The organism is Acinetobacter sp. Marseille-Q1618, from assembly GCF_902809855.1.
Lineage (GTDB): Bacteria > Pseudomonadota > Gammaproteobacteria > Pseudomonadales > Moraxellaceae > Acinetobacter.
Genome location: NZ_CADDWJ010000002.1, coordinates 213,241 through 239,278 on the forward strand (window position 1 = coordinate 213,241; position 26,038 = coordinate 239,278).

Consider the following 26,038-nt stretch of genomic DNA (forward strand, 5'->3'; position numbering starts at 1 on the left):
AGCATCTACTTAAGCGGATAAACGATAATATTTATAAGTCACATCACCTTTATAGACATCGTAACTACGCTGTTTAAAGTCAGACACCCATTCTGAGCCTGTATAGCCTGCAATATGCCCATAACGATGCTTGCGAGTCCGATCAATGATGTAAATATCACCTTCTTGCGGATTATCAAAAGCAGGCTGGATTTGTTTGTAACCGATTTCTTCTAAAGTATCACCCCAATCTGCCGCAGCAACTGGATGATTGCTAAATTTAGCACCTGCTGTTTGCAAAGCGATACGAATACTACGTGCACAACGTGCTGAACTGGTACGTGCAGAAATGCTATCTAATTTGCTAATGAATTTATCAATATCAATTTGAAAAGCATTACTTAAAGAAAATTTATTTGCTTGAGCCGCTTTTAATTTATTCTGCTGAATAATTGCAGTCGGATTAAAATCCTGTTGTGGATAAAAAGAGCCATTTTCGTGTTGGAAAATAAATTGACTCGCTGCATTATTTTCTAAATTTTGAATAGGTTGAGTATTTAAATCGACAATCATGACTCAACCCCATGTCTGTTTATTTGAACCAGTTTTACCATAAAATGACCGATACAATAATGAACGAAGCTGAGATACTAGCCATAGATTCTTAAAAAGTGGTTAATGTAAATGTAATAAAATTTGTGAATGTAAATGAGAATATTTTAAGTTGCTCTTTCTTTTGTAATTTTTTATAAACGGCCATTATATCAATTTTATTTATATTGTTATCTTTTTTTATGCAATACGAATCTTGTGAATAATGATGCATGAAAAACCATTTTGATAAATGAATAACCAGTCAGTTAAGGATTTTTTACGCCTTAACTGATCAGCACTCACTTTAATGTAGCAGTCTTAACCGCATAGTTTTTATGGTAAAATTAATAACAATCCCAATTATACAATACCTTAGAAAAGTCTCTGTTTTTCAAATCATCTGGATGGATAAAGAAGTTTGCAACACCACTGTCGCCCCACATGATTTGCACATCTTCAGCATCATCGGTATCTATTTGTAATAAAAGAACATAATCTTTAAAGCGATCATCATGTGTACGTGGATCTTCTTGGGTAAAAAATGGATATCCACCTAAATGATGTCCATTTGAAGAAAAATTATCCTCATAGTCATCAAATAAGTCGCCTTCCTCAAGGAGATCTTCATCAATCGTATAAGGATCAAAAATTTTGCTGCTAAACTCATGATCGCCGATTGAAATATAACGCTCAGTTGCAGCAAATTGCACTGTATACTGCCCTGCTATTGGACTCATATCTTCATCCAACTCTTCGGTTGGGAAATCATGTTGTAAGCAGGCTTGATCTTCTATAACATCAGCAAAATAAACCACTCTAAAACCATTTTGTTTTTGCTGATCATCAAAATCTAGGCCAAGTAAATCATCTTGTGTATCAATATAAAATTGTAAAATACCCTGATTTGGATAAATCTGATTATTTGGCAATTCTGCAAAATTAATTTGTGCAATAAGCTGTAAAGCTTCGCCATTTTCATTGCATGGATAGTCAACACCAAGCGGTAAATATGGCTGACCACCAACTTTACTTTGCCATAAGGTTAAATCATCACGAGGTGTCAAATTAAGTTCAATGGCTGACTTTTTTGTTGCCAAAATTTGATCTTTATATTGCTGAATAAATTCAGGAATTTCATTCCATATAATGCTCATTTTTCTTCTCTCTTGTTATCGCTAGTTAAAATAAATCTAGCTTTAGTATAAACTGAGACGTTTAGTAAAAATATGACATGCTCAAAACTAAACGTCATAATCTGGCGTATGAGCTTAATTTTGGAATCAATATGAAAGCGTATTTAGACCTTCTACAACACATCCTCGACAATGGTGGCGACAAAGGCGACCGTACAGGCACAGGAACACGTTCTGTATTTGGTCATCAAATGCGTTTTGACTTATCCAAAGGTTTTCCTTTACTGACCACCAAAAAAGTACATTTCCGTTCTATCGTGATTGAGCTGCTTTGGTTTCTAAAAGGCGACACCAACGTAAAATATTTACAAGACAACAAAGTTACCATTTGGGATGAATGGGCAACTGCTGAACAAACAGCACGTTTTGGTCGTCCTGAAGGTGAGCTGGGACCTGTATATGGTCATCAATGGCGTAATTTCGGTGCAACCAAAAAAGACAATGGTTTGTATGAAAATGACGGTTTTGACCAAATTAAATGGTTAATTAATGAAATAAAAACCAATCCAAACTCACGCCGTTTGATCGTTTCAGGTTGGAACCCGAATGAGGCTGGTAATGTTGCACTGCCACCTTGTCACACGCTATTCCAATTTTTTGTACAAAATGGAAAATTATCTTGTCAGCTTTATCAACGTAGTGCTGATGTTTTTCTTGGAGTACCATTTAATATTGCCAGCTATGCCTTATTAACGCATATGATTGCGCAAGTGTGTGGTTTAGGTGTGGGCGATTTTGTTTGGACAGGTGGGGATACACATTTGTATGCCAATCATTTTGAACAAGCACAATTACAGTTGAGCCGTGAACCTTTAGCTTTGTGCCAACTCAAACTTAATCCTGAGATTAGCGATATTTTTGACTTTAAATTTGAAGATATCGAAATTGTAGGTTATGAATCACATCCCGCGATTAAAGCACCTGTTGCAGTTTAATTCTCATTAAATATTTAAAATAATAAAATCCCACTTTGCTTAAAGTGGGATTTTGTCTTTTAATAGGCATAGTTTTTATGATGCTTTGGATGAAACGTTATGGCTTACCAAGATTTAGAAGTTGTACATGTGGTTGCAATGGATCAACAACGTTGTATTGGTAAAGATAATGACTTGCCTTGGCATATTTCTGCTGACCTAAAACACTTTAAAGAAATCACTCAAGGTGGTGTTGTGGTGATGGGACGTAAAACCCTCGAATCTATGGGGCGAGCTTTACCGAAACGTGTCAATTGGGTGATTACCCGTGATCCAAACTGGACTTTTGATGGCGTTAAAGTGGCGCATAGTATTGAAGAAGCTCTGCAAGGCTCAGTTAATGATGCCTCTGCATCTGAGAAACCTAGCAGTATCTTCATTATTGGTGGTGGTGAAATTTTTAAACAAACCCTTACGATTGCAGACCGTTTAGAACTTACCCATGTCGATTTAGATGTTCAAGGCAATGCTCACTACCCAGAAATCCCTGATGCGTTTAAAAAAGTCGCAAGCGAATCACATATTGATGACAAATCTGCCATTGCTTTTGAGTTTGCAACTTATCAAAAATAAGCCTGACTTTTTCTAAGTATTCTGCGCTATGCCACAACTCGAAAAAAAGAAATTTTTTCATACACTTGGAATGGGATTACTCCATTCCATTTTTAGTATTTTTGTGATTGTTTCCTCTATTTGGTTATGCTGTGTCATCTGGTTTCAAGAACCTTTGGGGATGATATTCAGTCGTATTCTGATCGGTATTTGGATTATATTTTCTCTCAGCATTTTAGGGATTTATATTAGCCAAAATCTTTTTAGCCGAAATAAAGATATTGCAATTTATATTGTGGCATTTTTACTCAGCCTGATTGGGTATTTCAATATTCTTGCAAAACAAGATCGGGACTGGAATCCCGAAGTAGATCGTTTATTTACCTATAAAAAACAAGGTGATATTGTCACTATTCAAAATATTCGTAATTTTAATTGGATTACTGAGGATCAATACGATGTGCATTGGGACACACGTCGCTATAATTTAAATCACATTACTGGCGTCAATATCATTACTTCTTATTGGATGGGGCCACAAATCGCCCATACCTTGGTCAGTTTTGATTTTGCTGACCAAAAACCTTTGGTTTTTTCAATCGAAATCCGTAAAGAAAAAACAGAAAGCTTCTCTGCCATTGGTGGTTTTTTTAGAAAATATGAATTGAGTCTGATTGCTTCAGATGAAAAAGACTTAATTTATACCCGTAGCAATATTCGTAATGAACAAGTCTACTTTTTCCCGATCAATATGCCAAAAGCGGAAATGAGAGCTTTGTTTGAAGAATACTTAAGTAAAACCGATGAGTTAGCGCAACAACCAAAATGGTATAACACCTTGACCAGTAATTGCACAACTTTAGTATTTGATATGATTCAAGCCATTTCATCTAAAGAATTGCCACTGGATTATCGTTTGCTTGCTTCAGGCTATTTGCCGAATTATCTTTATGATTTAGGTGCATTAAATCAAGAATGGAATATCAAACAATGGTATCAACATGCACATGTGAATCCACGTACTGACTTACTTAAACAAGTAAAAAATCCAAGCAGCGAAAACTATTCTAAAGTGATTCGTGAAGGTTTACCGAAGAGTGTCATAAATGGTTCATAATCCAATGACTTTTTAACGCTTAGATACATTGTCAAGCTAGTGATTTGCATGATTTTTTGGTTATATATAGGCAAATTATATTTTTGAGAAAATCATGCTAAAACATCTTTTATGGGTTGGATTGACGTCAACTGTATTTGTGGGCTGTTCGACAACAAACACTGTAAAACAACAAGAAAATCTAGCACTTTTGCAAAATAAAGCTTGGGTCATGACCCATATTGGCACGACTGAATATACGCAAAAAGCAGATTCTCCAGTGATTCAGTTTGGAAGTGACTTACGTGTCAGCGGCTCTGATGGTTGTAACCGTGTCATGGGGAATTATGCAGTCAAAGACTACCATTTAAACTTAGGTGAAATCGCATCTACCAAAATGCTTTGCCCAAACAATACAGATGTCGTTGCAAAATACAACACAGCTTTAAAACAAGTCATGGGCTATCAGGTCTATGCTAAAACTTTAAAATTGGTGGACAAATATGGCAATGTCGTACTGCAATACAAAACGCCATAATGTTGAACAGTATTTAAAAGCATAACCGCTTATATTTTCAGGTTTTATGCGGTTTTATTTTGATCCAGAAAATAAAATAGAAAGGAGATCGTGATGCAACAAGCATTATTTGGCGGTGGATGTTTTTGGTGTACCGAAGCAGTATTTTTACAACTGAAAGGCGTTATACAGGTCACCAGTGGTTATGCAGGTGGAAATACAGATCAGCCTACCTATGAACAGATTTGCACGGGCACGACCAACCATGCGGAAGTGATTTTGATTGATTTTGATGAGCAACAAATCAGTTTTAAACAACTGCTGACAGTATTTTTTAGCACACATGATCCAACTACGTTAAACCGTCAAGGCAATGATATTGGTACACAATATCGCTCAGTGATTTATTATTTTAATGCTGAACAAAAAGCACAAGCTGAAAGCTATATTGCAGAATTAACAGCGCAAGATTTAAATATTGTTACTGAATTAAGCCCTGTGCCAACGTTCTATCCTGCTGAAGACTACCATCAAAATTATTATGCAAAAAACCCATCACAGGGTTATTGTAACTTTGCCATTCCTCCAAAGTTAATGAAACTGCAAAGCCAATTTAAAGACTTACTTAAAGAGAGCTAAGTCTTTATAAAAAATAAAAAAAGCGATCTTTAAAGATCGCTTTTTAATACTTTACGCTATTTGAAAACTTAATTATCACTCATAAAGGCAAGGTCGTTCAGCCCGGCTTCACTGGCACGAGACATGACTTGAGCAACTGTATCATAACGTGCATCTTGGTCTGCTCTAAGTTGAACTGCAGGTTTTACAGATTTTCCTGCCGCTTCTTGGAAGCGTTTTTCCAACTCAGGCAAACCGATCACTTGATTATTCCAAGCCACTTCACCATTTTTATTGATGCTAATGGTAATGGCTTCTGGTGGCAGATCCACAATTTCCGCAGTGGTTTTTGGTAAGGTTAATGGTATTGATGGGTTAGCAACGGTTGCAGTCACCAAAAAGATGATCATCAATACCAACATAATGTCGATGAGCGGAATGAGATTCATCTCATTCATGCCAGCATCGTTGTCTTCACCCAATTGAAAAGCCATTAAGCTTGACCTCCAACTAAACTTTTTTGTGTCGCTTGATTTTCAACTTTTAAGGTTGAATCTTGCTGCAACATGGTATCAATTAATAAACCATGCGCTTGATCTTGTAGTTCATTTGACAAGGTACGGTTGAAACGCACACAAATGTTATACGCCAATACCGCAGGAATCGCCACAGCCAAACCTAAACCGGTCATAATCAAAGCTTCACCCACTGGTGTTGCCACTTGAGCCAACCCTGCTTGACCACTTTTACCCACTGCAACCAATGCATGGAAAATCCCCCACACAGTACCAAACAAACCCACAAATGGTGCAATAGAAGCGATTGTCCCTAAAACCGAAACGCCTTTTTCAGCATTGGATTTTTCAACTGAAATCTGACGCAATAAGGCTTGTTCAGCAACAGCTTTACGTTGATCAAAACCTAAAGGAGCAAGTTTTGCTTTTAACTGATTTAATGCTTGAGCAAGATGAGCTTGAGCTTGTTGTTTAAGCTGACGTGTACCCATTAAACGTAAAATGAATACCGTCCATGTGGCAATAGACATCGCCAATAACACGAAATACAGTGTCTTACTCACTGCATCTGCATGTTGCCAATAAACTGAAAAGTTCATACTCGAACTCCTGATAGGGTTAGCCGGTTAAATTATTGTCCAGAGGTTTTAAGATTTACAGGTAAATCAGCCACCATAGCACGTCCATCACTCGATGGATTCATTCTTGCAAAACGTACAGCACTACGCACTTCACGATCAAGACCAGATAAACCACTTGATTTTAAAACAGTGACATTGGTGATTTTACCTGCTGGATTGATTTCAATACGAACAAGTAAAGTACGATCTTGATTTTTTAACAATTCATCATCGAACTCAAACGATGGCGCTTTTTTCCAAGAGATCTCACCCGCACTCAATTTACGCGGTTGTTGGGATTCACGATCTCGATTCGCTTGATCTCTTGCTGCCTGATCTCTCGCAGCTTGTTCTCTTGCCGCCTGATCACGTGCTGCTTGATCTCTCGCAGCTTGATCACGCTTTAATTGATCTTGGCGTTGTTGCTCTAAACGTTGCTGTTCGAGCTGGCGCTGCTCTTGTTCACGTTTGATTTTTTCATAATCAATCTTTGGTTCTTCCTGTTGAATGGCTTTCTTTTCCACCACAGGTTTTTTCTGTGTAATCAGTTTTGGTTTTTCAATCGGTGGCGGTGGTGCCTTTTTCTCAACCACAGGTTTCGGTTCAACCTTTGGCTTTACAGGAGGTGGCGGTGGTGGAGGAACGACCTGCTCTTCTTTAATTTTTACGAATTTAACTTGAATCGGTTTTTTCTCGATAGGCTTCAGTTCAGGCGTTTTTAAATGACTCAATGCCCACAATGCCCCTAGATGTCCGACTAGAACGGCAATGACCGCAGCAATGACCTTTTTCTTCATTGGGTTTGGAGCCTGCATATTTGAAGTGGAAGATTGACTCATACGAATCTAATGACCTAAATCTGAAAAAATTCTGCACATAAAATAGTTTGTCCAGAGCTTCTTCATCGAATAAAACAACGAAAGTAGCCCAATAATAAATGAGAAGTGTTTTCATTTGCAACTACTTTTTCGATGGTTTTTATTGTTTTTATAAATTGAAAATGTAAAAAGGATGCCGATCAGCATCCTTTCTCTACATCAAAATCACGATATATTATTGAAATACAACGGTCTTATTACCATCTACAATAATACGGTCTTCTAGATGCCATTTTACAGCACGTGCTAGAACATTTCGTTCCACATCTTGACCAAGCTCACGTAATTGCTCAACAGTAAAATCATGGCTAACACGCTCTACATCTTGCTCAATGATCGGCCCTTGGTCGAGATCAGCCGTCACATAATGCGCTGTTGCACCAATCAATTTTACGCCTTTTTCATGCGCTTGCTTATACGGATTTGCTCCAACAAATGCAGGTAAGAAGGAATGGTGAATATTGATAATTTTCATTTCCCATTTCGATACAAATTCTTCATCTAAAATTTGCATATAACGAGCCAATACCAACAAATCATTGCCTTGCATGAGTTCATCAATTTGCGCATAGGCTTCACGTTTATTTTCTTTACTCACGGGTACGACATGAAATGGAATACCAAAATTTTCAACCGCTTCTTTTAAATCAGGATGATTTGATACCACTTGAGTAATTTCACATGGTAAACCACCACGTGAATGACGCCATAACAACTCTAGTAAAGCGTGATCGACTTTCGATACCAAGATACCGACTTTCTTCAAATCACTCACCAAAGCCAAACGCCAGTGCATGTCATAACGTTCTGCGACATTATTTGCAAAAGTCTGTAACAAAGTTTCACGACGACTTTGTAAGTTTTCCAACTCAAACTCAACACGCATGAAATAACGCCCGCCCTGAGCTTCAGTTGCATATTGATCAAGCGCAGTAATATTTGCCCCTTGATGATACAAAAAGCTCGATACAGCTTGCACAATACCTGGTTTATCTTCACAAGTAATCAGGAGACGTGCTGTGTTGGCAGTGGTCATGTTCATGTTAATTGATATCACTTATATGTTAAATTGAAAATCAGCCGAGTATTCTAACGCTTTTTCGACAGCTTTCAATCGTTGATCGACATTCATTCATGTTTTAATGTCGATAAACTAGCAAATAGCTCAGATGAACCAAAGCTTTCCAATAACCGCTCATAGGTTTCGCGGCTTTCACCACGTAAATAAGGGCCTTCCAAAAACACCATTTGGCGCAGCGCTTGCCAAATCCATTTCTCATCTAAATGATTAGAATTACTCAAATGTCCTGACATATATAAGAAATTTGTCCAGTTGGTCAGCACGATCCAAATATTAATAATCAAGGCTTCAATTTCCGAAGCTGTCATTTGCATAAGACCTGCATCAACAAAAGCATGATAAATTTTTTGCCCTTGTTGCATCACTTTCCCTGCAAAACGAGGATAAACTTTTCTAAAGTCACCGTTATTTTCAATCAAATGATAAACATCACGATGTAAAAAACGATATTCCCATAGCTGACTACTCAAAACTTGAAAATAACGGATTTTATCGTTGGCATTGACTGCTCGGTCATCTGGCAAAGCCAGCATTTCTAAAGTCTCTTTTTGATACTTTTCCATCAACTCTTTGATGATTTCTTGCTTGTTGCGAAAGTGATAATACAAATTGCCCGGACTAATCCCAAGCTCAGCAGCTATATGGTTTGTCGTGATTGAACGCTCGCCACGTTCATTGAACAATTGTAGGCTGATTTGCAAAATTCGATCTTTGGTTTTTACCGTTTTGGAGTGCGACATCCTGATCCCATATTTCAGCGTTAGCTTAGGCTAACATATAAAGTGACTTGACTAATTAGAGCTTTTACTCTAAAAATTATCATAAATCAGCTCCTATCTAACGGTGTTCGAGATGAACAGTCAAACAAAAACAAATCCAATGACTTCTTATTCCCCTGAAGTTCAACATTTACACGATACGCTTGCGCAACAACAACAAGCATATCAACGTTATCCCGTTCCAACTGCAAAAGAACGTATTGAGCGTTTGGCTCGCTTAAAAAAAGTGTTACTAAAATATCAAGATCAAATTGCAGAAGCAATCAATCAAGATTATGGCAACCGCTCTATCACTGAAACCAAAATCGGTGAATTGGTGACTTGTCTAGAACAGATCAAATATTATAGTAAAAACTTAACTGCATGGATGAAACCGTCGAAACGTCATGTCGGCATCATGCACCAACCGTCAAAAGCATGGGTACAGTACCAACCACTGGGTGTGATTGGGATTATTGCACCGTGGAATTATCCATTGGTTCTGTCTGTTGGCCCACTCATCTGTGCGTTGGCTGCAGGCAACCATGCCATGATCAAAATCTCAAGTTCTTCAATGAATTTTGGTTATGTTTTAGAAAATGCACTTTCTGAAGCTTTTCCGCGTGAACTCGTGGCGGTGGTTACGGGCGGTGGCGTGATCTCAGATGCATTTAGTCATTTGCCTTTTGATAAAATCATTTTCACTGGTTCAACCAATGTCGGTAAAACCGTGATGGCAGCAGCTTCAGAGAATTTAGTTCCTGTGATTTTAGAACTCGGTGGTAAATCCCCTGCTATTGTGCATCCATCCACTGAAATGAAAGATGTGGCACAACGTTTGGCATTTGGTAAATTATGGAACTCAGGGCAAACTTGTGTTGCACCAGACCATTTATTCTTGCCTAAAGGCAAAACGGCAGAGTTTGTAGATCAGTTCAAAAAAATTGTTAGCGGTATGTATCCAAATATTGCCAACAACCAAGACTACACCTCGATTATTAATGACAAACAATATAGACGTGTACAAAGCTATCTAGAAGATGCTAAAGCGCAAGGTGCTGAACTGATTGAAATCAATCCTAAAAATGAGGATTTAACGCAAGTACGTAAGATTGCACCGACATTAGTTACAGGTGTAACCACTGACATGGAGATCATGAAAAATGAAATCTTTGGGCCAGTGTTACCGATCATGGAATATGATCAAATTGATGATGTCATCGACTTTATTAATAGCCGTCCACGCCCACTTGCATTATACTATTTCGACTTTGACGATGCGCGAGCACAATATGTGGCGCAGCGTACCCATTCAGGGCATTTCGGTCAAAACGCATTATTAACCCATGTTGCACAAGATGATCTGCCATTTGGTGGTGTTGGTGCATCAGGTATGGGTAAATATCACGGCCCAGAAGGTTTCTTCAATTTGTCGCATGAACGCTCTATGATGTCTATGCCTAAACTGTTTAGCGTAAAATTCATCCTACCGCCATTTGGTGGCGCTGTTCATAAAATTCTAGAGAAAACTTTTATCCGTTAACTGATCAAGGCATGATCTATCGTCAAAGATCATGCAGTGTTTTCACCGATTCCGCTTGTCTTTTAAGCGGAATTTTGGTATAAAACGCCCCTTGAAAGAATTCAATCCGTTTTATTTTGACTGGCCATACAGATTTGCTGTTGGCTAAATCAATGGAGTTACACCATGTCTAAGGTTTGCCAAGTTACCGGCAAGCGTCCAGTCGTTGGTAACAACGTCTCACACGCCAACAACAAAACTAAACGCCGGTTCGAGCCGAACCTGCACCACCACCGTTTCTGGTTAGAAAGCGAAAAACGTTTTGTACGTCTTCGTCTAACCACTAAAGGTATGCGTATTATCGACAAATTGGGTATCGAAAAGGTTGTTGCTGACCTACGTGCTCAAGGTCAAAAGATCTAAGGAGTCTGAACCATGCGTGATAAAATTCGCCTAGTTTCTACTGCTGGTACAGGTTATTTCTATACCACAACTAAGAACAAACGTACTATGCCGGAAAAAATGGAAATCAAAAAATTTGATCCAAAAATCCGTCAACACGTCGTATTCAAAGAAGCTAAAATTAAATAATTTTAGTTTTTTAAAAAACACGGCCCTTTTGGGTCGTTTTTTTTGCCTTTTTTTTATGCGAATGGTTAAAATTCTCCAAGTTTTCTTTTGGCACTCTTTGTGCTTGGTTTGTGCATTGAGTTGTCTAATAAATTTCTCCACCTTTTAAGGAGTGTTGAGTGCCACATGATGTAGATTTGATTATTTTGCTTGCAGTTGGTTTTGGTATTGCCCTTATTTTTGGCTATATCGCTGCTCGTTTGCGTTTACCTCCATTGATCGGCTATTTGATTGCCGGAATTATTATTAGCCCAAATACACCAGGTGTGGTGGGAGATATCGCCCTTGCCAATCAGCTTGCGGAACTGGGGGTGATGTTCCTGATGTTTGGCGTGGGTATGCACTTTTCCCTGAATGATCTGATGCAAGTCCGACGTATTGCACTACCGGGGGCTATTTTACAAATTACTGTTGCCACGATTCTAGGCATGATTGTGTCGCACTTCTGGGGTTGGAGTTGGGGTTCAGCACTGGTTTTTGGTTTAAGTCTATCCTGTGCCAGTACCGTGGTTTTGCTTAAAGCTTTAGGTGACAAAGGATTACTCAACTCAGTCAATGGAAAAATTGCTGTCGGTTGGCTTTTGGTTGAAGACCTTGTGATGGTCTTGGTTTTAGTTTTATTACCTGCTACGGCTGTACTATTAGGAGGTCATGCACTTGAGGGGCATGCTTCTGATGAGAACATTTGGCTGACTTTAGGGATTACCTTACTTAAGGTTTCAGGTTTTATTGCGTTTATGCTGATTGTTGGTAAAAGACTGGTACCAATGATCATGCAGTATGTGGCTCGTTTGGGCTCTAGAGAGTTATTTACCCTAACTGTAGTTGCTGCTGCCGTTTCCATTGCGTATGGCTCTTATGCGATCTTTGGCGTTTCTATGGCACTTGGTGCATTCTTTGCGGGCATGGTCGTTAAAGAGTCTGACTTTAGCCATCGTGCTGAAGAAGAAACCTTACCGCTTCGAGAAATATTTTCGATTTTGTTCTTTGTATCTGTGGGCATGTTGTTTGACCCACGTATCCTGATTGAGCAACCGTTACATATTTTAGCCGTGATCGCTATTATCATGATTGGTAAAACCATTGCGGCAATGGGACTGGTTTTATTTTTCCGCTATCCCCTCAATACAGCGTTAACTGTGGGCGCAAGTTTAGCGCAAATTGGGGAATTCTCATTTATCCTTGCAACCTTAGGCTTATCACTCGGTCTACTTACACCTGAAGCACAAAACCTTATTTTGGCAGGTGCTTTATTTTCGATCACGCTCAACTCTTTTTTATTTTCAGCGATTGAACCTGTACAAAACTGGATTCGTGAACGTTCGCATTTGGCACGTTTGCTTGAACGCAGTGGCGATCCATTGGCAATGCTGCCTGATGAAGTCGATCAAGATTATTTACGTGATCAAGTGGTGATTGTTGGTCATGGTGAGGTTGGGGGTAGAATTACCAAAACTTTAATGCGTGAAGGCATTAAAGTCGTTATCGCAGAAGAAAACCGTGAAATTGTTGAAAATTTGCGTCAAAAAGGTATTGCTGCAGTTTCAGGTCATGCCACTGAACCGGGAGTTTTAATACAAGCACATATTCAACATGCACGACTTTTGGTGCTTTCACCGATGGATATTTTAGATATTCATAAAATCGTTGATACAGCTAAATTACTGAATCCACAAATTCAGGTTTTAGTGTGTGCGGAAAGCAAAGAGGAAGCTGAAGTGATTCGCCAAGACAATATTGGCGAGGTGTATTATGCTAAAGAAGAAATGGCGAAAAATATGAGCAATTATATTTTGAATCAGATTGAAATCGCACATCATCATGCACCAACACATTGATTCATGAGTTATTTCAAACAGACTATCAGATATGCTAGTCTGTTTGTTTTAAACAAAGTCATTTTAAAAGAAGCACTATAAGTAACAACTTCATAAAATGAACTTTTCCATTAAAAAACTTAAATACATTGTATTGAAATATATAAAATATCAATAAGAGGACAGTATGTTTCTATTTTATTTCGGGCTACTCATTTTGGTGATTGCCTCAATTGGCTTTCTCATTGCAGCATTTAAAGAAAGTATTTTATGGGGTTTAGGCTGTTTATTGCTTTCGCCTGTTTCTTTGATTTTTTTGATCTTACATTGGCATCAAGCTAAAAATCCATTTTTTCTGCAACTGATTGGCTTAGCCATCATGTTTGTGGGCGGCTACTTTTTTGCACCACCGCAGCCTTTGCCAACCTATTAAAATTCAAAATCTTAAACATAAAAAACGCACTTTCAAGTGCGTTTTTATTTGAAAATAAATAACAATCAATTAGCTAAAATATTTTGGCTGCTCATCAACGACTTCTGCTTGTAATTGATTCATTTGATTTTCCATCAATGCGTACAATGCAGCTTGAATCATATGCTGAGCAATCACAGGGGTTTGTTCACCAAGCAAAGCTTTCACTTCTTCATTAAACTGAATAGTGACCAAAGGCTCTTTTTCAGAACCTGCATTACGTAGCGCCAACTCTCCACCTTCGAGTTGAACTAACTCTAAAATTGCTTCTTGATTACCAAATAACTCTTTTAACTGTTCAATAGACATATCAATCACCCTCCATGCTCAACATGGGGCAAAATACTGTATGTACTTTGCATCTTGTAGATATTTTTATATAGTCATTCAACTGATAAATTTCAAGTGTATTCAAGCAAAAAGATCAGAATTCCACCATTTCATTACGAAAACCATCTATCAATTGGGTCAAATCTCGGTGCCATTCTCTTAAAATCTTAGTATCAGGTAACCATGCTTGTGGGGTTTGCGTAACTTTGATAATGAGATTAGATGAGGTTTCATCTTCAGGTTCTGGCGCATTTGGCTCAGGGGCATACTGACATAAACGGTAAGCACGTTTTAATTCTGCAATAAATCCGCTTTTGGCTAATTGTTGCATGACTACCACTTCTGGTGAAACTTGTCCTTTTGCAGCCATGCCTTCTTCGATGGACTTCAAGGTTGGAGAAAAATCATTGAGACGATAGTAGCGCACCAATTCCTGTAAAAATGCCAAAACAGCCCCATGTAAATGAAATACAGCTGCTTCACGATGTGCTTGTTCTTGCTGTACATGCTCAGTTTGTTCTGCTTGTTGACATGAAAGTCGAGCAAAATACAGCTTTTGATTGGTGCGGTCTGCATGAAAGCGAGCAACTCGGGACATAATGTTATTTCCTAGATTTTGGCGTGTACTACCTACCTCTCTAAGATAAACTTTCTTGTTAGAAAATCACAATAATATTTATAAATGATCTAAATCAACTAAATAGATTTTTCGTTGAGCAAGCACCTCAAAAGGCTGTGAAATGGGGCGAACATTGCAGATCACCCAAGCCCAATAACCTTCCGCCCAATTACTTGCACAGGCAGCCTCAACCTCATCTTCTCGCCACGGGTGTACTGACGCTATATCAACAATGGCAACTGCGCTCCCCATTTCCTCGGTATATTCAGCAGTTAAAAATTGAGTATTTTCAACAATGACCAAATCGCGTAAGGGTAATTGTTTAGGCGTCCAAGAGCGTATTTCCAACGTTTTTAAACCTTGAGCAATCTTGGTTCCACTCGGAGCAACAATCGATAAGGCAGAATAGGTTTTTAGCATACATATTCTCAATCAAGCTTTTCAAATCATAAAAAAGGAGTCATTTCGACTCCTTCTTTAATTAATATATTAAGCTTGTGGCTTCTCTTCCGCAGCTTTGACACGAATCCCTGCGCCTTTCACTTTTAAGGTATTTAAACCTTTAATGGCTTTAATCGCTTCACGTGCATTTGGCATTTCCACAAAGCCAAAACCTTTTGATTTATTGGTTTCACTGTCCATGACAATAACAACTGACTCAACTGCACCATAAGGTTTAAACAATTCAAGTAGTTCTGCCTCATTCACAGAACGCTCTAAATTACGCACTAAAATTTTCATGATCAAACCTTCAATATCTTCGCTATAGTTTAATCTAGATCAATCCCAAAATCTAAATTAATCGCTTTTCGTTCAATCAAAGCACTTTTTACCGTTTGTTCACGCTGACGATAATGGGTTTCTGTGGTACATAAATTGCGAGTTAAATCATTTAAAAAATAACTTTCAACTTTACGCCCTTGCTCATCGGTTTGTGTATGTGCCCAAAAACTTAGGTTTTGTTTAGTTAGAATCAATTCATTTTGCGCACGAGTCAACGCTACATATAACACACGACGTTCTTCTTCCACTTCATCAAAATTACCTTGCGCACGTGCATGTGGATATTGCCCTGCTGATACATTTGCGACATAACATACTTTTTGCTCAGTACCTTTCGCTGAATGAATGGTAATCAGTGTTACCACATCATCTTGCGACTGACGTTCAATTTCACTGATTGAAACAGGATCGAGCACATATTCTTCTAAAAATTCACTGAGTTGAGAATGTTTAGATGCTAATTGCTTCACCAAATCAAAATCACCCACTCGTTTATGCCAGTCTTTCTTGGCATAGTTTTCTTCGAGTTGCTGAACAATGGCTTCGACACCCAATTTCACACACGCCTCTACTTCGGTTTTCAGCACTGACATTTGCTTCATGATCAGCAAAGTAGGATCAGGAATACGCCCAAATTTTTCTAATTTTTCAAAAATTTTATCCAAATCTGCTTCGAGCAAAAGTTGCTGTGCAAGCTTACTTGCGCCAACATCACCCACACCATTCCATAAAGTTAAAAAGCGCATCCATGCGATATCATCCATTGGATTGGCAATGACACGCAGTAAACTGAGCAAGTCTTTTACATGTGCAGTTTCAAGTAATTTCATGCCACCGATAAAACGATATGGAACACTGGCTTGAATAAATGCCGCTTCGATATGCCGTGCCGCAAAAGCAGAACGCACCAAGACCATATGTTCGCTCCACGCAGAACCTTCTAGTAAATGTCGCTCTTTGATATCAATAGCGATCCATTTTGCTTCATCAAACTCATTTGGGAAGACATGCATGCGTGGTTTTATGCCGTCACCTCGATAAGCTTCTAATTTTTTATCGTATTTGATCGGGCTTTGATCAAGTAACCAATTAGAAAGGTCTAAAATTTCTTGAGTTGAACGGTAATTTTTTTCGAGTTTAAAAATCTGCGCATCAGGTACACGTTCTTTAAAATGGTGAATATTTTCAAAATCAGCACCACGAAAACCGTAAATCGACTGTGCATCATCTCCCACACAGAACAATGAAGTTTTGTCTTTTAGAGGTTCAAGAATTGCCCATTGCAAAGGATTAGTATCTTGCATTTCATCCACAAGAAGATGCTGACACAAGCCTGCGACATAATCGACCAAGCCTTCCGACTGTGCCAAGCCTGAGGCAACCACAGCGAGAATATCATCATAATCCAAAAAGTTACGCATCCGTTTTCGGCTTTCGTACTCTTTCATGATTTCAGCAATTTGGTCTTTATATTCCAAAAATTCAGGCAATTGTTTTTCTAAAGCCAGACTGAGTTTTTGACGGGTATTTCGAGCAAATGAATACAAATCACATAATTGTTGTGGTTTGGGTAATGCATTTGGATTCTTTTTATCGTCTTTGCCCCGAATCAAGCGGAACAACATCAGTTGATCATCTCGATCAATAATTGAAAATTGGTCTAATCCAAAAGCTTTTGGCACACGACGTAACAAATACATGCAAAAGGTATGGAAAGTTGATGCGCGTAAACCTTTGGCTTGCTCACCTAATGCTAACTCAACACGCGCCACAATTTCACTTGCCGATCGGCGAGTAAATGTCAGGATTTGGATTTGATTAGCAGGGATGCCTTGATCAATCAGGTAAGCTGCACGTGCTACGATGGTTTTGGTTTTACCACAACCTGCCCCTGCAAGTACTAAACTGTGTTTGGTTTCAGTTGTCGCAGCTTGTTTTTGTTGAGGGTTTAATTCATTGATCAGGTTGGCTAAACTCATGGATACTCATCGTGTTGTGGATGGGTGTAGTTTAGCAGATTTAATTTGTTAACTTCTCTTTCCAACTCTCAATCAATCATTACCATTAACTAATTTCAATACTTCCACCGCCTTTTGAGTTAGCGTAGGTAAATACTGATAAGCTGCCGTACCTATTGTTATATACGATGATATTTCTGCAATAGTATCTTTTAACTTTGATCTTTTAAGAAATTCATTTTGTACTTCTGGATTTAATAAAACTTCACCATAAATATTTTTTAGTGCACTCTGAAGAACATCACCAACTTTAGAATACTTTTTCAAAGCCCAAATTAATTTATCTAATTCTGTAACAAGAACTCTTTTTAAATCAAAACTGAGGTTATCATCTTGAATAATTACAGCTCTTTCCTCTTCTAACAGCGTAACCAAGCGACTAACCTTTTCCTCATCTAATACGGATCTAACTTCAAAACCATGCTGCCATGTTCTTGCTGACATTCTTAAATATTCTAAAGATTGAGGTGTTACTCTCGATAAATTTTCTCGAAATTCACCATATAAATTCAAAGCATCTAAGGTTTGAATTATCCAAGATTGATCAAGTAGTTGTTGTTCATTAATTTCAGCCTCTATTCTTAAAGACTCATGCAATGCAAGAACTATATTTTGTAAATTATTTACATGGTAACGTACAAAAAAATCATCTTCAGCCTTTAAGAAATTTTTCCATCCAGTTAGTGGACCACAACCACCTATTGATCTAGAAAACTCCTTAACTTTTATTATTTCATTAACTAAAAAGGAAATTTGATTCATAAGTTTTAATGTAAGATCTTATTTAAAAAAATATTTTACTTCATAAATAATATCCTTTCCATTAAATATAGGAATTCCACAACCTCACCACACTCTCACACGTTCTTTCTAAATTCCTCTCACCATTTTTCAAAGCAGTTGGCAAATCACATACACCATCCACAATACCAAAAATCGCAGTAAAACCTTCGGCATAAAGTTCTTCAATATCATTTCCAACATAACCAGCAAAAGCAATCACAGGTTTATTCAAATGCTTTGCCACCTGTGCTACACCAAAGGGCGTTTTGCCAAACTTGGTCTGAAAATCTATACCACCCTCACCCGTAAACACATAATCCGCTTGGTCAATTTTGTCAGCAAGCTTGGTTTCCTCAATCACGATTTCCACGCCTGAACGAATCCTTGCACCTGCAAATGCCATTAAACCAAAACCCAAGCCACCTGCTGCCCCTGCACCAGCAAGATTTTGCATATCAATGTCTAAAGTCGACTCAAGCAAATTGGCAAAGTGCTTTAAGTTATGATCTAAAATCTCAACCATTTCAGCACTTGCACCTTTCTGTGGTGCAAAAACATGGGAAGCGCCATTTTTCCCACATAAAGGATTATTCACATCACTGGCAATGATGATCTCAGTCTGCTTTAAACGTGTATCCAATTCAGAAAGATCAATACTATGGATGTGATGCAACTGACCACCACCCAATGTAACGGATTGACCATTTTCATCCAAGAACTTTACCCCCAACGCTTGTGCCATGCCTGCACCCGCATCATTGGTCACGCTTCCACCTAATCCTATAATCATTTTAGAAATTCCCAAATCTAAAGCAGCTTTAATCATTTCTCCTGTGCCATAAGTTGAGGTTAGTAAGGGATTTCGTTGTGATTTTTCCAGTAAATGAATCCCATTTGCCAGCGCCATTTCAATCACTGCCGTTTGATCATTTTCGATCAAACCAAAATAGCTTTTTACTTTCTGCTGAATGAATGGTCCTGAAACTTCAATTGCAACTTTTCGCCCATTTCGTGCTGAAACCAAAGCATCCACTGTACCTTCGCCACCATCTGCCATCGGGACTTGAATAATTTGAGCATCTGGCATGGCTTTTTTGATGGCACGTTGCATGGCTAGACATGCTTGTTCAGCCGTAATACTTTCTTTAAATGAATCAGGAGCAAGGACAAAAATTTTAGACATAAGAAAGCTTCAGACATAATTTCAAAAAACAACATACCTATTTTTGGTAAATAGATAAACTATCTACTCTGCTCCCACACAAGAAATCAGTATTATGCAACGTGTTAACCTCGGTAAAACCGCACCAGAACTTTATAAAGCTGTGCTTGAGTTAGAAAATTTAAGTCAGCAAAAAATTAAACAAGCAGGTTTAGATATTGGCTTTTCACATTTACTTAAACTTAGAGCTTCACAAATTAACCAATGTGCTTTTTGTGTGCGAATGCATACCCAAGATGCCATCAAAGCAGGTGAAAACATAGATCGCATTGCGCTCATCAGTGCTTGGCGTGAAAGTCAGTATTTCTCAGAGAAAGAACGTGCAGCATTAAGTTTGATCGAAGAAATCACGCTAATCGCACAGCAGCATTTTCCTGACTCTGTTTATGAACAAGCTGCACAGGTTTTATCAAGTGACGAAATCACAGCGATTGAATGGGTTGCGATTGTGATTAACACTTGGAATCGAATTGCAATTTCAAGTCAATATCAGGTCGCGCCTTAAGTAATATCTAATTTTTTCTTCAATAGAATTTAGGCGACATGGATGTCGCCGTTGAGCAAGAGCAATAAGGATATCCTTATCACCTTTGCTCAACGATTTTTGTAACCTTGCGGAATATATTCCTCATCTCTCAAAATTTAGACATTGCCCACACAACTTAATCTAGATTTTTCACATAAATACGGGCTGTGCTAACTCAAAACTTTCCAAAATAAAATATTAGAAATATTGATTGAGCATTATTTCATTCATTTAAACCATCAATAACTCACAGGAGGAATCTTCTTGATTGCAGCAGCAAAGGTGAGATAATTCACCCCTTGAAATAAAATATCCACTGCCAAGAACAAACCTAACACCCAAAATGGTGAATCAGGTGAAGCTAAAATAATCGCACCTGTTGCCAAAGTTAAAAGCCCTGAAAATAAAGTCCAGCCCCACCCAGACATTGGTTTGAGCATAAAGGCGTTAAAAATACGGATAAAACCACCAATTAACAATGCAATTGCCAATAGACTGGTCAGCACAACTGCCGTAGTGATCGGTGATTTAAACGCATAATAACCAGCAATTAAATACAAAACCCCAAACAATGCCCATAGCCAGCGAAAACCACCATCAAAGATTTTAAAAGCAGCAATGAGGTGTAAAATACCACCAATCATCATCAGCACACCAAATAGAGCAACTACGGTTAAAGTCGCCATACCCAATGAAGCCAATAAAACCAACCCAAAAATCACCAACACTGCACCAAGTAAAAGATACCACTTACGATTTTCATGCAGTTGATGGCGAACCAAATCATTTCCCACTGTACGCATAATTCTTCTCAAGTTTGTTTTACATCACTTTGATTGTTAGTCTAATTTGTTTTTTTGTCTGTATAGAATCTGCATCTGGAACAACAACGCTGTCAGCATTTTTTGAAATATAAATAAAAAGGTTACATTTTATGTTCTATTTCAACCAACCTATTTCTTGTGCAGTTAAATCACTCAGCATGGTGTCGTGTAAGCTATTTGGGACTTTGCTTTTATTGGCAGAAATAGGAACATATCCTCCCATAATTTCTGCATATTGTTGTGGATACAATGGTTTTTGTTCAGGATGTGCATAACCCAATGGGAAAATCGGCTGACCTGTCATCAGGTCGTATTTATCTTTTCCACCAAAGGTATGTAATAGCTCATGCACTAACACGACTTTGTTTTGCTCCCTTTGTTTTTTTGAGGCAAATAAGTTGACTGTACCAATTCTACCTCGTTCTAAAGCAGTGGAATGTTTTACTTGCTTGGTGAGTTTTGGATCATAATAATTGAGATATAACGTTACCGCAGGTGCACCATCACCATTTTTATGTTGTTTCCAAGCATAATAGCGAAATTTTAAACTCCATAAAATATTGTCTAATGCTCCTCCATTTTCAGGCACTTTAGGTGGCAATTGTTCTAATTTTCTGCCTAATTGAAAATAAAATTGAATCGGTTGTCCTCGAATTTTTTTCGATTGTTCTTGTAAGTATTGTTTGGGTTCATCTAAGTCATCAATTGAAAATTGCTGTATATACTGCTCAGTCGCTACTTGCCCATCTGCATTAATTGGATGGAGTAATACCATGATCGGTTTCGTCCAATCTTGGTTCATATCTCGCCAAGCATTTACAGCCACCACAAGTAAAATCGCCAATAAGACAATGACTCGAATATTTTTCCACATAAAATTTCTACTTAAGATTTATAATACTTCAAGGCATTAATCTAATAATTCTAGCAGATTTAACCTCACCTTCTTGTTTGGTTTCAATCCAACCATTATGTATGGTTTCTATGGCTTCTTCATAATTTCTAATGTTTAAATCCGATTTTTTCAAAGCTTGAATAATATCTTTGAAATTCGCCCAATTCTCTTGAGAAACATTTTCGCTGATAGCCTTTTGTACCAATTTAATAAAAGTACTAAAACTTGCTTTTCTTAGATACATTTGGCTACCTTGCATTTTTGTTTCAAAGATACCTAGCTCTTTGATGAGTCCTGATAACTTTGAGTGACCATAATCTCGTGTATCAAAGTCAGGCTTCACTGTACTAAGATATGTCCCAATAGAACCTAAATATGCCCAGCCACTGTCATCAGAATTATCCTTAACTGCTTTATAAATCAAATTTAGTGTTGCCTTATCAACTTGTTGCTTAATTTTTTCTCGTTCTATTGTAGATGTTTTTACCGAATTCTCACTCATTCTAGTATCAGTATTTTGTTTTTCTTCTTTTTCATCAATATGTAAATTTTCTACAGAAATAAATTTATCACATGCTTTTTTAAAAGAATCAGGTGTTTGTTTACGCCCAAAACCATAAACAGTTAATCCACTTTCCCTTATTCTAGAAGCTAATGGCGTAAAATCGCTATCACTGGAAACAATACAAAATCCATCCAATGCACCACCGTATAATAAGTCCATTGCATCTATGATCAAAATCATATCTGTTGCATCTTTACCACTGGTATAAGCAAATTGCTGAACAGGGGTAATGGCATGAGGGAGTAGTACTTCTCGCCATTTTTTTAGTGTTTCACTACTCCAATCGCCATAGACTCTCTTCACACTCGCAATCCCATACTTTGCAACTTCTTCTAAAATGGATGAAATTGAATGCACAGACGAATTATCCGCATCAATTAAAACTGCTAATTTATGAACTTTATTTTCCATTATTTCCCCAAAAAAAATTAATTTTTATGCCTACGCAGCATTCAAAAATTAGAATATTATTTTATTTCCAACAGCCTTTCAGGCGTATGTTCAACAAAATTATCCCACACAAAATCATACAGTTTTCTTTGATTGGAAAATACCACTAAAGCTTTGGCTTCAGTCAAACTACACCAACGATATTCAGTATGTTCAGCATTCAAAATAACAGCTTGGTCATCCTCACAAAATCCAACAAATGCAGGAATCATTTCAATGACATTCTCGCTTGCTTCATAAAACTGCTCAATATAATCTGCACTAAACAAACGCTCAGGATATATACTTGTTTCCTCTTTAATTTCACGCAGAATAGCTTGACTTGCAGTTTCATTGGCTTCAATTTTTCCTGCAACATGACACCAAAAATCACCTTTAACTCGCTTCATTAACAAAATTTTCATTTCACCATCCACTTTGGACAATAAAACACTCGATATAATCATGGAGCGAATTGGAATCATCTAAATCTCTATTTATTTTCAAAGTTAAAAGCATAAAAAATGCTAACCGAAGTTAGCATTTTTGCATGAATCAAAGCTTAAGCCTCAACCCATTTTCCATCTTTATACACCAGTGACCATTTGGTCTGTTTACCTTCAGCCGTTTCAGAGCCAATATACTGTGATTGGTTTTTACGACTAAATTTCACTAAAGTTGGATTACCCTCAGGATCGACATCAGGTGCTTGTAGAATGAATTGATATTTCGGATCAATTTGATCTGCTACTGTGCGTAATTCTGCCACTTTTGGCGCACGAGTTTCACGAATTTTCGGGAACTTACTTGCTGCTAAGAACAGACCTGCGGCCCCATCACGCAAGACAAAATAATCGTCATGCTTAGTTGAACGTAAATGTTCCATTTTGATCGGGTCGACACGTGGTGGCGCTGGTTGCCCGTTTTTCAATACCTTGCGAGTATTATCACAGTTCATACAAGCGAAATAAGGACCAAAACGACCTGTTTTTAACTGCATCTCACCATCACATTTGTCACATGGAATGGTTGGTCCATCATAACCTTTGATTTTGAACTCGCCTTCTTCAAGCTCATAACCGTTACAGTCAGGATTATTACCACAAATATGCAGTTTTCGACCACCATCAATGACATAGCTGTCCATCGCTGTACCACAGATCGGACAACGTTTTTTCGACATTAAATCTGCTGTTTCCGCACCATCATCATCAGACAATGCAGCAAGCGACTCGACAGGTGTTAAGTTTAATGTACCTTTACAGCGTTCCTTTGGTGGCAAGTTATAGCCTGAACATCCTAAGAATACTCCCGTTGTCCCTGTACGAATCTGCATAGGACGAGTACATTCTGGACAATGCACAGCTTCAACTTCCACAGGTAAGTTACGGCGCATGCCGCTTTCACCTTGAGCAGTAGTTAAACGTTTTTTAAAGTCACCATAAAAACTATCGAGTAACTCTTTCCAATTGCGTTCACCATCTGCAACTTTGTCGAGCTGACCTTCTAAATCTGCAGTAAAGGCATAATTCATCAAATTGTTAAAACTTTCGTCCAAACGATCTGTGACGATTTCACCCATTTTCTCAGCATAAAGACGGCGATTATCGAGTTTAACATAACCACGATCTTGAATCGTAGAAATAATCGCAGCATAAGTCGAAGGACGACCAATACCTTTTTTCTCAAGCTCTTTCACCAATGACGCCTCGGTAAAACGTGCAGGTGGTTTGGTAAAGTGTTGTGATGGATCAAGTTTTTCTAACTTGAGGATTTCACCAACTTTTACCGCAGGCAATAAAACATCATCATCAGATTTATTTTGACCACGCACTTTGGTGAAACCATCAAAAACCAAAGTACGACCTTTGGCTTTGAGTTCGACACCATTGGCATCAACCAAAATCGTTGATGATAAATATTCTGCTGGGGTCATTTGACAGGCAACAAACTGACGCCAAATCAGATCATACAAACGTTGTGCATCACGCTCTGCACCCGCAAGTTGATCACCAACCAGTGCAACATTGGATGGACGAATCGCCTCATGCGCTTCTTGTGCGCCCGCTTTATTGCCATAACGATTGGCTTTTGCAGGAAGATATTTATCGCCATACTCAGTTTGAATATGGTTACGTACCATGCTGACCGCATCATCACTTAGGAATGTTGAGTCAGTACGCATATAAGTAATATAACCCGCTTCATACAAACGCTGTGCCAACATCATGGTTTTCTTCACAGAAAAACCTAAACGCGTACTGGCTGCTTGTTGTAAAGTCGACGTGATATACGGTGCGCTAGGATTAACCTTAGTCGGTTTATCTTCACGGGTTGCAACTTTATATTCAGCATCATTTAAAATTTTTAACAAAGCATCAGTTTGCGCTTTATTTTGCAATTTTAAGGTCTTACCACCTTGCTTTACTGCTTCAAGGCGAATGTCATCTTTTTTAGATTTAGTATCTGCAAACACTTGCCAATATTCTTCAGGAACAAATGCACGAATTTCACGTTCACGTTCAACCACAAGCTTAACTGCAACAGATTGCACACGCCCTGCGGATAGACCACGCGCAATTTTTTCCCAAAGTAATGGCGATACCATAAAGCCCACCACACGGTCGAGAAAACGACGTGCTTGTTGGGCATTGACGCGGTTTAAATCAAGACGTGTCGGCTGTTTAAAAGCATCTTGAATGGCATTTTTTGTGATTTCGTTAAATACCACACGGTGGTAACGATTTTCATCCCCACCAATCACTTCTCTTAAATGCCAAGCAATCGCTTCCCCTTCTCTATCCAAGTCCGTTGCGAGATAGATTTCGTCAGCATCTTTTGCAAGTTTTTTCAGTTCAGCCACGACATTTTCTTTGCCTGGAAGCACTTCATAGTGCGCTTTCCAATCGTGTTCTGGATCAACCCCCATACGGTTGACCAATGCAGTTTGTGCTTTTTCAGCTTTTTGTGCATCTGTCAGCTTGGTTCGTGTCGCAGGTTTTTTTTCTGTCGTTTTACTTGAGCCACCTGTAGGCAAATCACGGACATGACCTACTGATGACTTTACGATGTAATCTGAACCTAAATATTTATTGATGGTTTTCGCTTTTGCAGGCGACTCCACAATCACTAAGGCACGCTTCTTGCCTGCATTGGGAGTGTCTGCAGTTGTGCTTTTGGTTGTGGACCGAGGAGCTTTCGCCATAATGAACCGTTTATCCTATTCTT

At 38.3% G+C, this 26,038-nt stretch carries 29 protein-coding genes and 1 pseudogene; 11 read left to right on the top strand and 19 right to left on the bottom strand.

Annotation, left to right across the window (positions count from 1 at the left end; translation table 11 throughout):
* Positions 1–9 precede the first annotated feature (9 nt).
* Together HUS24_RS08140 and HUS24_RS08145 are read right to left on the bottom strand one after the other, a co-directional pair.
* Complete coding sequence (locus HUS24_RS08140) at positions 10–432, bottom strand: peptidoglycan amidohydrolase family protein (RefSeq protein ID WP_254433864.1); 423 nt, start codon at positions 430–432, stop codon at positions 10–12.
* Between the two features lie 485 nt (positions 433–917).
* Positions 918–1,727, bottom strand: a complete 810-nt coding sequence (locus tag HUS24_RS08145) for a YwqG family protein (RefSeq protein WP_173911588.1) — start codon at positions 1,725–1,727, stop codon at positions 918–920.
* A 131-nt stretch (positions 1,728–1,858) separates the two neighbouring features.
* Here HUS24_RS08145 and thyA point away from each other — a divergent pair, with 131 nt between their 5' ends.
* The 5 genes from thyA (at position 1,859) to msrA (ending at position 5,544) form a co-directional block, all read left to right on the top strand.
* The gene (thyA, locus tag HUS24_RS08150) at positions 1,859–2,701 is read left to right on the top strand and encodes a thymidylate synthase (RefSeq protein WP_173911589.1); all 843 of its coding nucleotides are present in this window, start codon (positions 1,859–1,861) and stop codon (positions 2,699–2,701) included.
* Positions 2,702–2,800: 99 nt separating this feature from the next.
* Positions 2,801–3,313, top strand: a complete 513-nt coding sequence (locus tag HUS24_RS08155) for a dihydrofolate reductase (protein WP_173911590.1) — start codon at positions 2,801–2,803, stop codon at positions 3,311–3,313.
* A 28-nt stretch (positions 3,314–3,341) separates the two neighbouring features.
* The gene (locus HUS24_RS08160) at positions 3,342–4,409 is read left to right on the top strand and encodes a DUF4105 domain-containing protein (RefSeq protein ID WP_173911591.1); all 1,068 of its coding nucleotides are present in this window, start codon (positions 3,342–3,344) and stop codon (positions 4,407–4,409) included.
* 94 nt (positions 4,410–4,503) lie between these two features.
* Positions 4,504–4,926, top strand: coding sequence for an META domain-containing protein (locus HUS24_RS08165; RefSeq protein ID WP_173911592.1), 423 nt, complete (start codon positions 4,504–4,506; stop codon positions 4,924–4,926).
* Between the two features lie 93 nt (positions 4,927–5,019).
* Positions 5,020–5,544: a peptide-methionine (S)-S-oxide reductase MsrA gene (gene msrA, locus HUS24_RS08170; RefSeq protein WP_173911593.1), complete on the top strand. Its 525-nt coding sequence runs from the start codon at positions 5,020–5,022 to the stop codon at positions 5,542–5,544.
* Positions 5,545–5,612: 68 nt separating this feature from the next.
* Here the strand turns inward: msrA and HUS24_RS08175 are convergent, their stop codons facing one another.
* The 5 genes from HUS24_RS08175 to HUS24_RS08195 form a co-directional block, all read right to left on the bottom strand.
* Positions 5,613–6,017 carry a biopolymer transporter ExbD gene (locus HUS24_RS08175; protein ID WP_173911594.1) on the bottom strand — a complete coding sequence of 135 codons (405 nt, stop codon included), beginning with the start codon at positions 6,015–6,017 and terminating at the stop codon, positions 5,613–5,615.
* Positions 6,017–6,637, bottom strand: a complete 621-nt coding sequence (locus tag HUS24_RS08180; RefSeq protein WP_173911595.1) for a MotA/TolQ/ExbB proton channel family protein — start codon at positions 6,635–6,637, stop codon at positions 6,017–6,019. The genes HUS24_RS08175 and HUS24_RS08180 overlap by 1 nt, the downstream gene beginning before the upstream one ends.
* Before the next feature lie 32 nt (positions 6,638–6,669).
* Positions 6,670–7,497: an energy transducer TonB gene (locus HUS24_RS08185; RefSeq protein ID WP_173911596.1), complete on the bottom strand. Its 828-nt coding sequence runs from the start codon at positions 7,495–7,497 to the stop codon at positions 6,670–6,672.
* A 214-nt stretch (positions 7,498–7,711) separates the two neighbouring features.
* A complete protein-coding gene (gene purU, locus HUS24_RS08190) occupies positions 7,712–8,578 on the bottom strand; it encodes a formyltetrahydrofolate deformylase (protein WP_173911597.1) in 867 nt (288 codons plus the stop codon).
* An 86-nt stretch (positions 8,579–8,664) separates the two neighbouring features.
* Positions 8,665–9,357, bottom strand: coding sequence for a TetR/AcrR family transcriptional regulator (locus HUS24_RS08195; protein ID WP_173911598.1), 693 nt, complete (start codon positions 9,355–9,357; stop codon positions 8,665–8,667).
* 112 nt (positions 9,358–9,469) lie between these two features.
* Between HUS24_RS08195 and HUS24_RS08200 the strand changes: the two genes are divergently transcribed.
* The 5 genes from HUS24_RS08200 to HUS24_RS08220 all read left to right on the top strand — a co-directional run bounded on the left by HUS24_RS08200 (position 9,470) and on the right by HUS24_RS08220 (position 13,777).
* A complete protein-coding gene (locus HUS24_RS08200; RefSeq protein ID WP_173911599.1) occupies positions 9,470–10,918 on the top strand; it encodes a coniferyl aldehyde dehydrogenase in 1,449 nt (482 codons plus the stop codon).
* Between the two features lie 165 nt (positions 10,919–11,083).
* Positions 11,084–11,320, top strand: a complete 237-nt coding sequence (gene rpmB, locus HUS24_RS08205) for a 50S ribosomal protein L28 (protein ID WP_000048256.1) — start codon at positions 11,084–11,086, stop codon at positions 11,318–11,320.
* 12 nt (positions 11,321–11,332) lie between these two features.
* On the top strand, positions 11,333–11,488 hold the full coding sequence (rpmG, locus tag HUS24_RS08210; protein ID WP_004976146.1) for a 50S ribosomal protein L33: 156 nt from the start codon (positions 11,333–11,335) through the stop codon (positions 11,486–11,488).
* A gap of 158 nt (positions 11,489–11,646) precedes the next feature.
* Positions 11,647–13,365 carry a cation:proton antiporter gene (locus HUS24_RS08215; RefSeq protein WP_173911600.1) on the top strand — a complete coding sequence of 573 codons (1,719 nt, stop codon included), beginning with the start codon at positions 11,647–11,649 and terminating at the stop codon, positions 13,363–13,365.
* A gap of 166 nt (positions 13,366–13,531) precedes the next feature.
* Positions 13,532–13,777, top strand: coding sequence for a hypothetical protein (locus HUS24_RS08220; RefSeq protein ID WP_173911601.1), 246 nt, complete (start codon positions 13,532–13,534; stop codon positions 13,775–13,777).
* A gap of 69 nt (positions 13,778–13,846) precedes the next feature.
* Here the strand turns inward: HUS24_RS08220 and HUS24_RS08225 are convergent, their stop codons facing one another.
* From HUS24_RS08225 to HUS24_RS08255, 7 genes are all read right to left on the bottom strand, one after another.
* Positions 13,847–14,125, bottom strand: a complete 279-nt coding sequence (locus tag HUS24_RS08225; protein WP_173911602.1) for a hypothetical protein — start codon at positions 14,123–14,125, stop codon at positions 13,847–13,849.
* Positions 14,126–14,240: 115 nt separating this feature from the next.
* The gene (locus HUS24_RS08230; RefSeq protein WP_173911603.1) at positions 14,241–14,744 is read right to left on the bottom strand and encodes a DUF6586 family protein; all 504 of its coding nucleotides are present in this window, start codon (positions 14,742–14,744) and stop codon (positions 14,241–14,243) included.
* 78 nt (positions 14,745–14,822) lie between these two features.
* Positions 14,823–15,185 carry an ASCH domain-containing protein gene (locus HUS24_RS08235; RefSeq protein ID WP_173911604.1) on the bottom strand — a complete coding sequence of 121 codons (363 nt, stop codon included), beginning with the start codon at positions 15,183–15,185 and terminating at the stop codon, positions 14,823–14,825.
* Positions 15,186–15,254: 69 nt separating this feature from the next.
* Entirely contained in the window at positions 15,255–15,506 is a 252-nt protein-coding gene (locus HUS24_RS08240) for an RNA-binding protein (protein WP_173911605.1), read from the bottom strand.
* 29 nt (positions 15,507–15,535) lie between these two features.
* Positions 15,536–17,527: an ATP-dependent helicase gene (locus HUS24_RS08245; protein ID WP_173911606.1), complete on the bottom strand. Its 1,992-nt coding sequence runs from the start codon at positions 17,525–17,527 to the stop codon at positions 15,536–15,538.
* A 72-nt stretch (positions 17,528–17,599) separates the two neighbouring features.
* Positions 17,600–18,328: a hypothetical protein gene (locus HUS24_RS08250; protein ID WP_173911607.1), complete on the bottom strand. Its 729-nt coding sequence runs from the start codon at positions 18,326–18,328 to the stop codon at positions 17,600–17,602.
* A 61-nt stretch (positions 18,329–18,389) separates the two neighbouring features.
* Entirely contained in the window at positions 18,390–19,532 is a 1,143-nt protein-coding gene (locus HUS24_RS08255; protein ID WP_173911608.1) for a glycerate kinase, read from the bottom strand.
* A gap of 94 nt (positions 19,533–19,626) precedes the next feature.
* On the opposite strand from HUS24_RS08255, the gene HUS24_RS08260 reads away from it, so the two are divergent.
* On the top strand, positions 19,627–20,076 hold the full coding sequence (locus tag HUS24_RS08260) for a carboxymuconolactone decarboxylase family protein (RefSeq protein WP_173911609.1): 450 nt from the start codon (positions 19,627–19,629) through the stop codon (positions 20,074–20,076).
* Positions 20,077–20,336: 260 nt separating this feature from the next.
* On the opposite strand, the gene HUS24_RS08265 is transcribed toward HUS24_RS08260, so the two are convergent.
* From HUS24_RS08265 to topA, 5 genes and pseudogenes are all read right to left on the bottom strand, one after another.
* Positions 20,337–20,900, bottom strand: coding sequence for an HdeD family acid-resistance protein (locus tag HUS24_RS08265; RefSeq protein WP_173911610.1), 564 nt, complete (start codon positions 20,898–20,900; stop codon positions 20,337–20,339).
* A gap of 136 nt (positions 20,901–21,036) precedes the next feature.
* Positions 21,037–21,795, bottom strand: coding sequence for a hypothetical protein (locus HUS24_RS08270; protein WP_173911611.1), 759 nt, complete (start codon positions 21,793–21,795; stop codon positions 21,037–21,039).
* A gap of 250 nt (positions 21,796–22,045) precedes the next feature.
* A pseudogene (locus tag HUS24_RS08275) lies at positions 22,046–22,792 on the bottom strand (NYN domain-containing protein); the annotation flags it as partial.
* A gap of 56 nt (positions 22,793–22,848) precedes the next feature.
* Complete coding sequence (locus HUS24_RS08280; protein ID WP_173911613.1) at positions 22,849–23,295, bottom strand: NUDIX pyrophosphatase; 447 nt, start codon at positions 23,293–23,295, stop codon at positions 22,849–22,851.
* A gap of 77 nt (positions 23,296–23,372) precedes the next feature.
* On the bottom strand, positions 23,373–26,015 hold the full coding sequence (gene topA, locus HUS24_RS08285; RefSeq protein WP_173911614.1) for a type I DNA topoisomerase: 2,643 nt from the start codon (positions 26,013–26,015) through the stop codon (positions 23,373–23,375).
* Between the last annotated feature and the right edge of the window lie 23 nt (positions 26,016–26,038).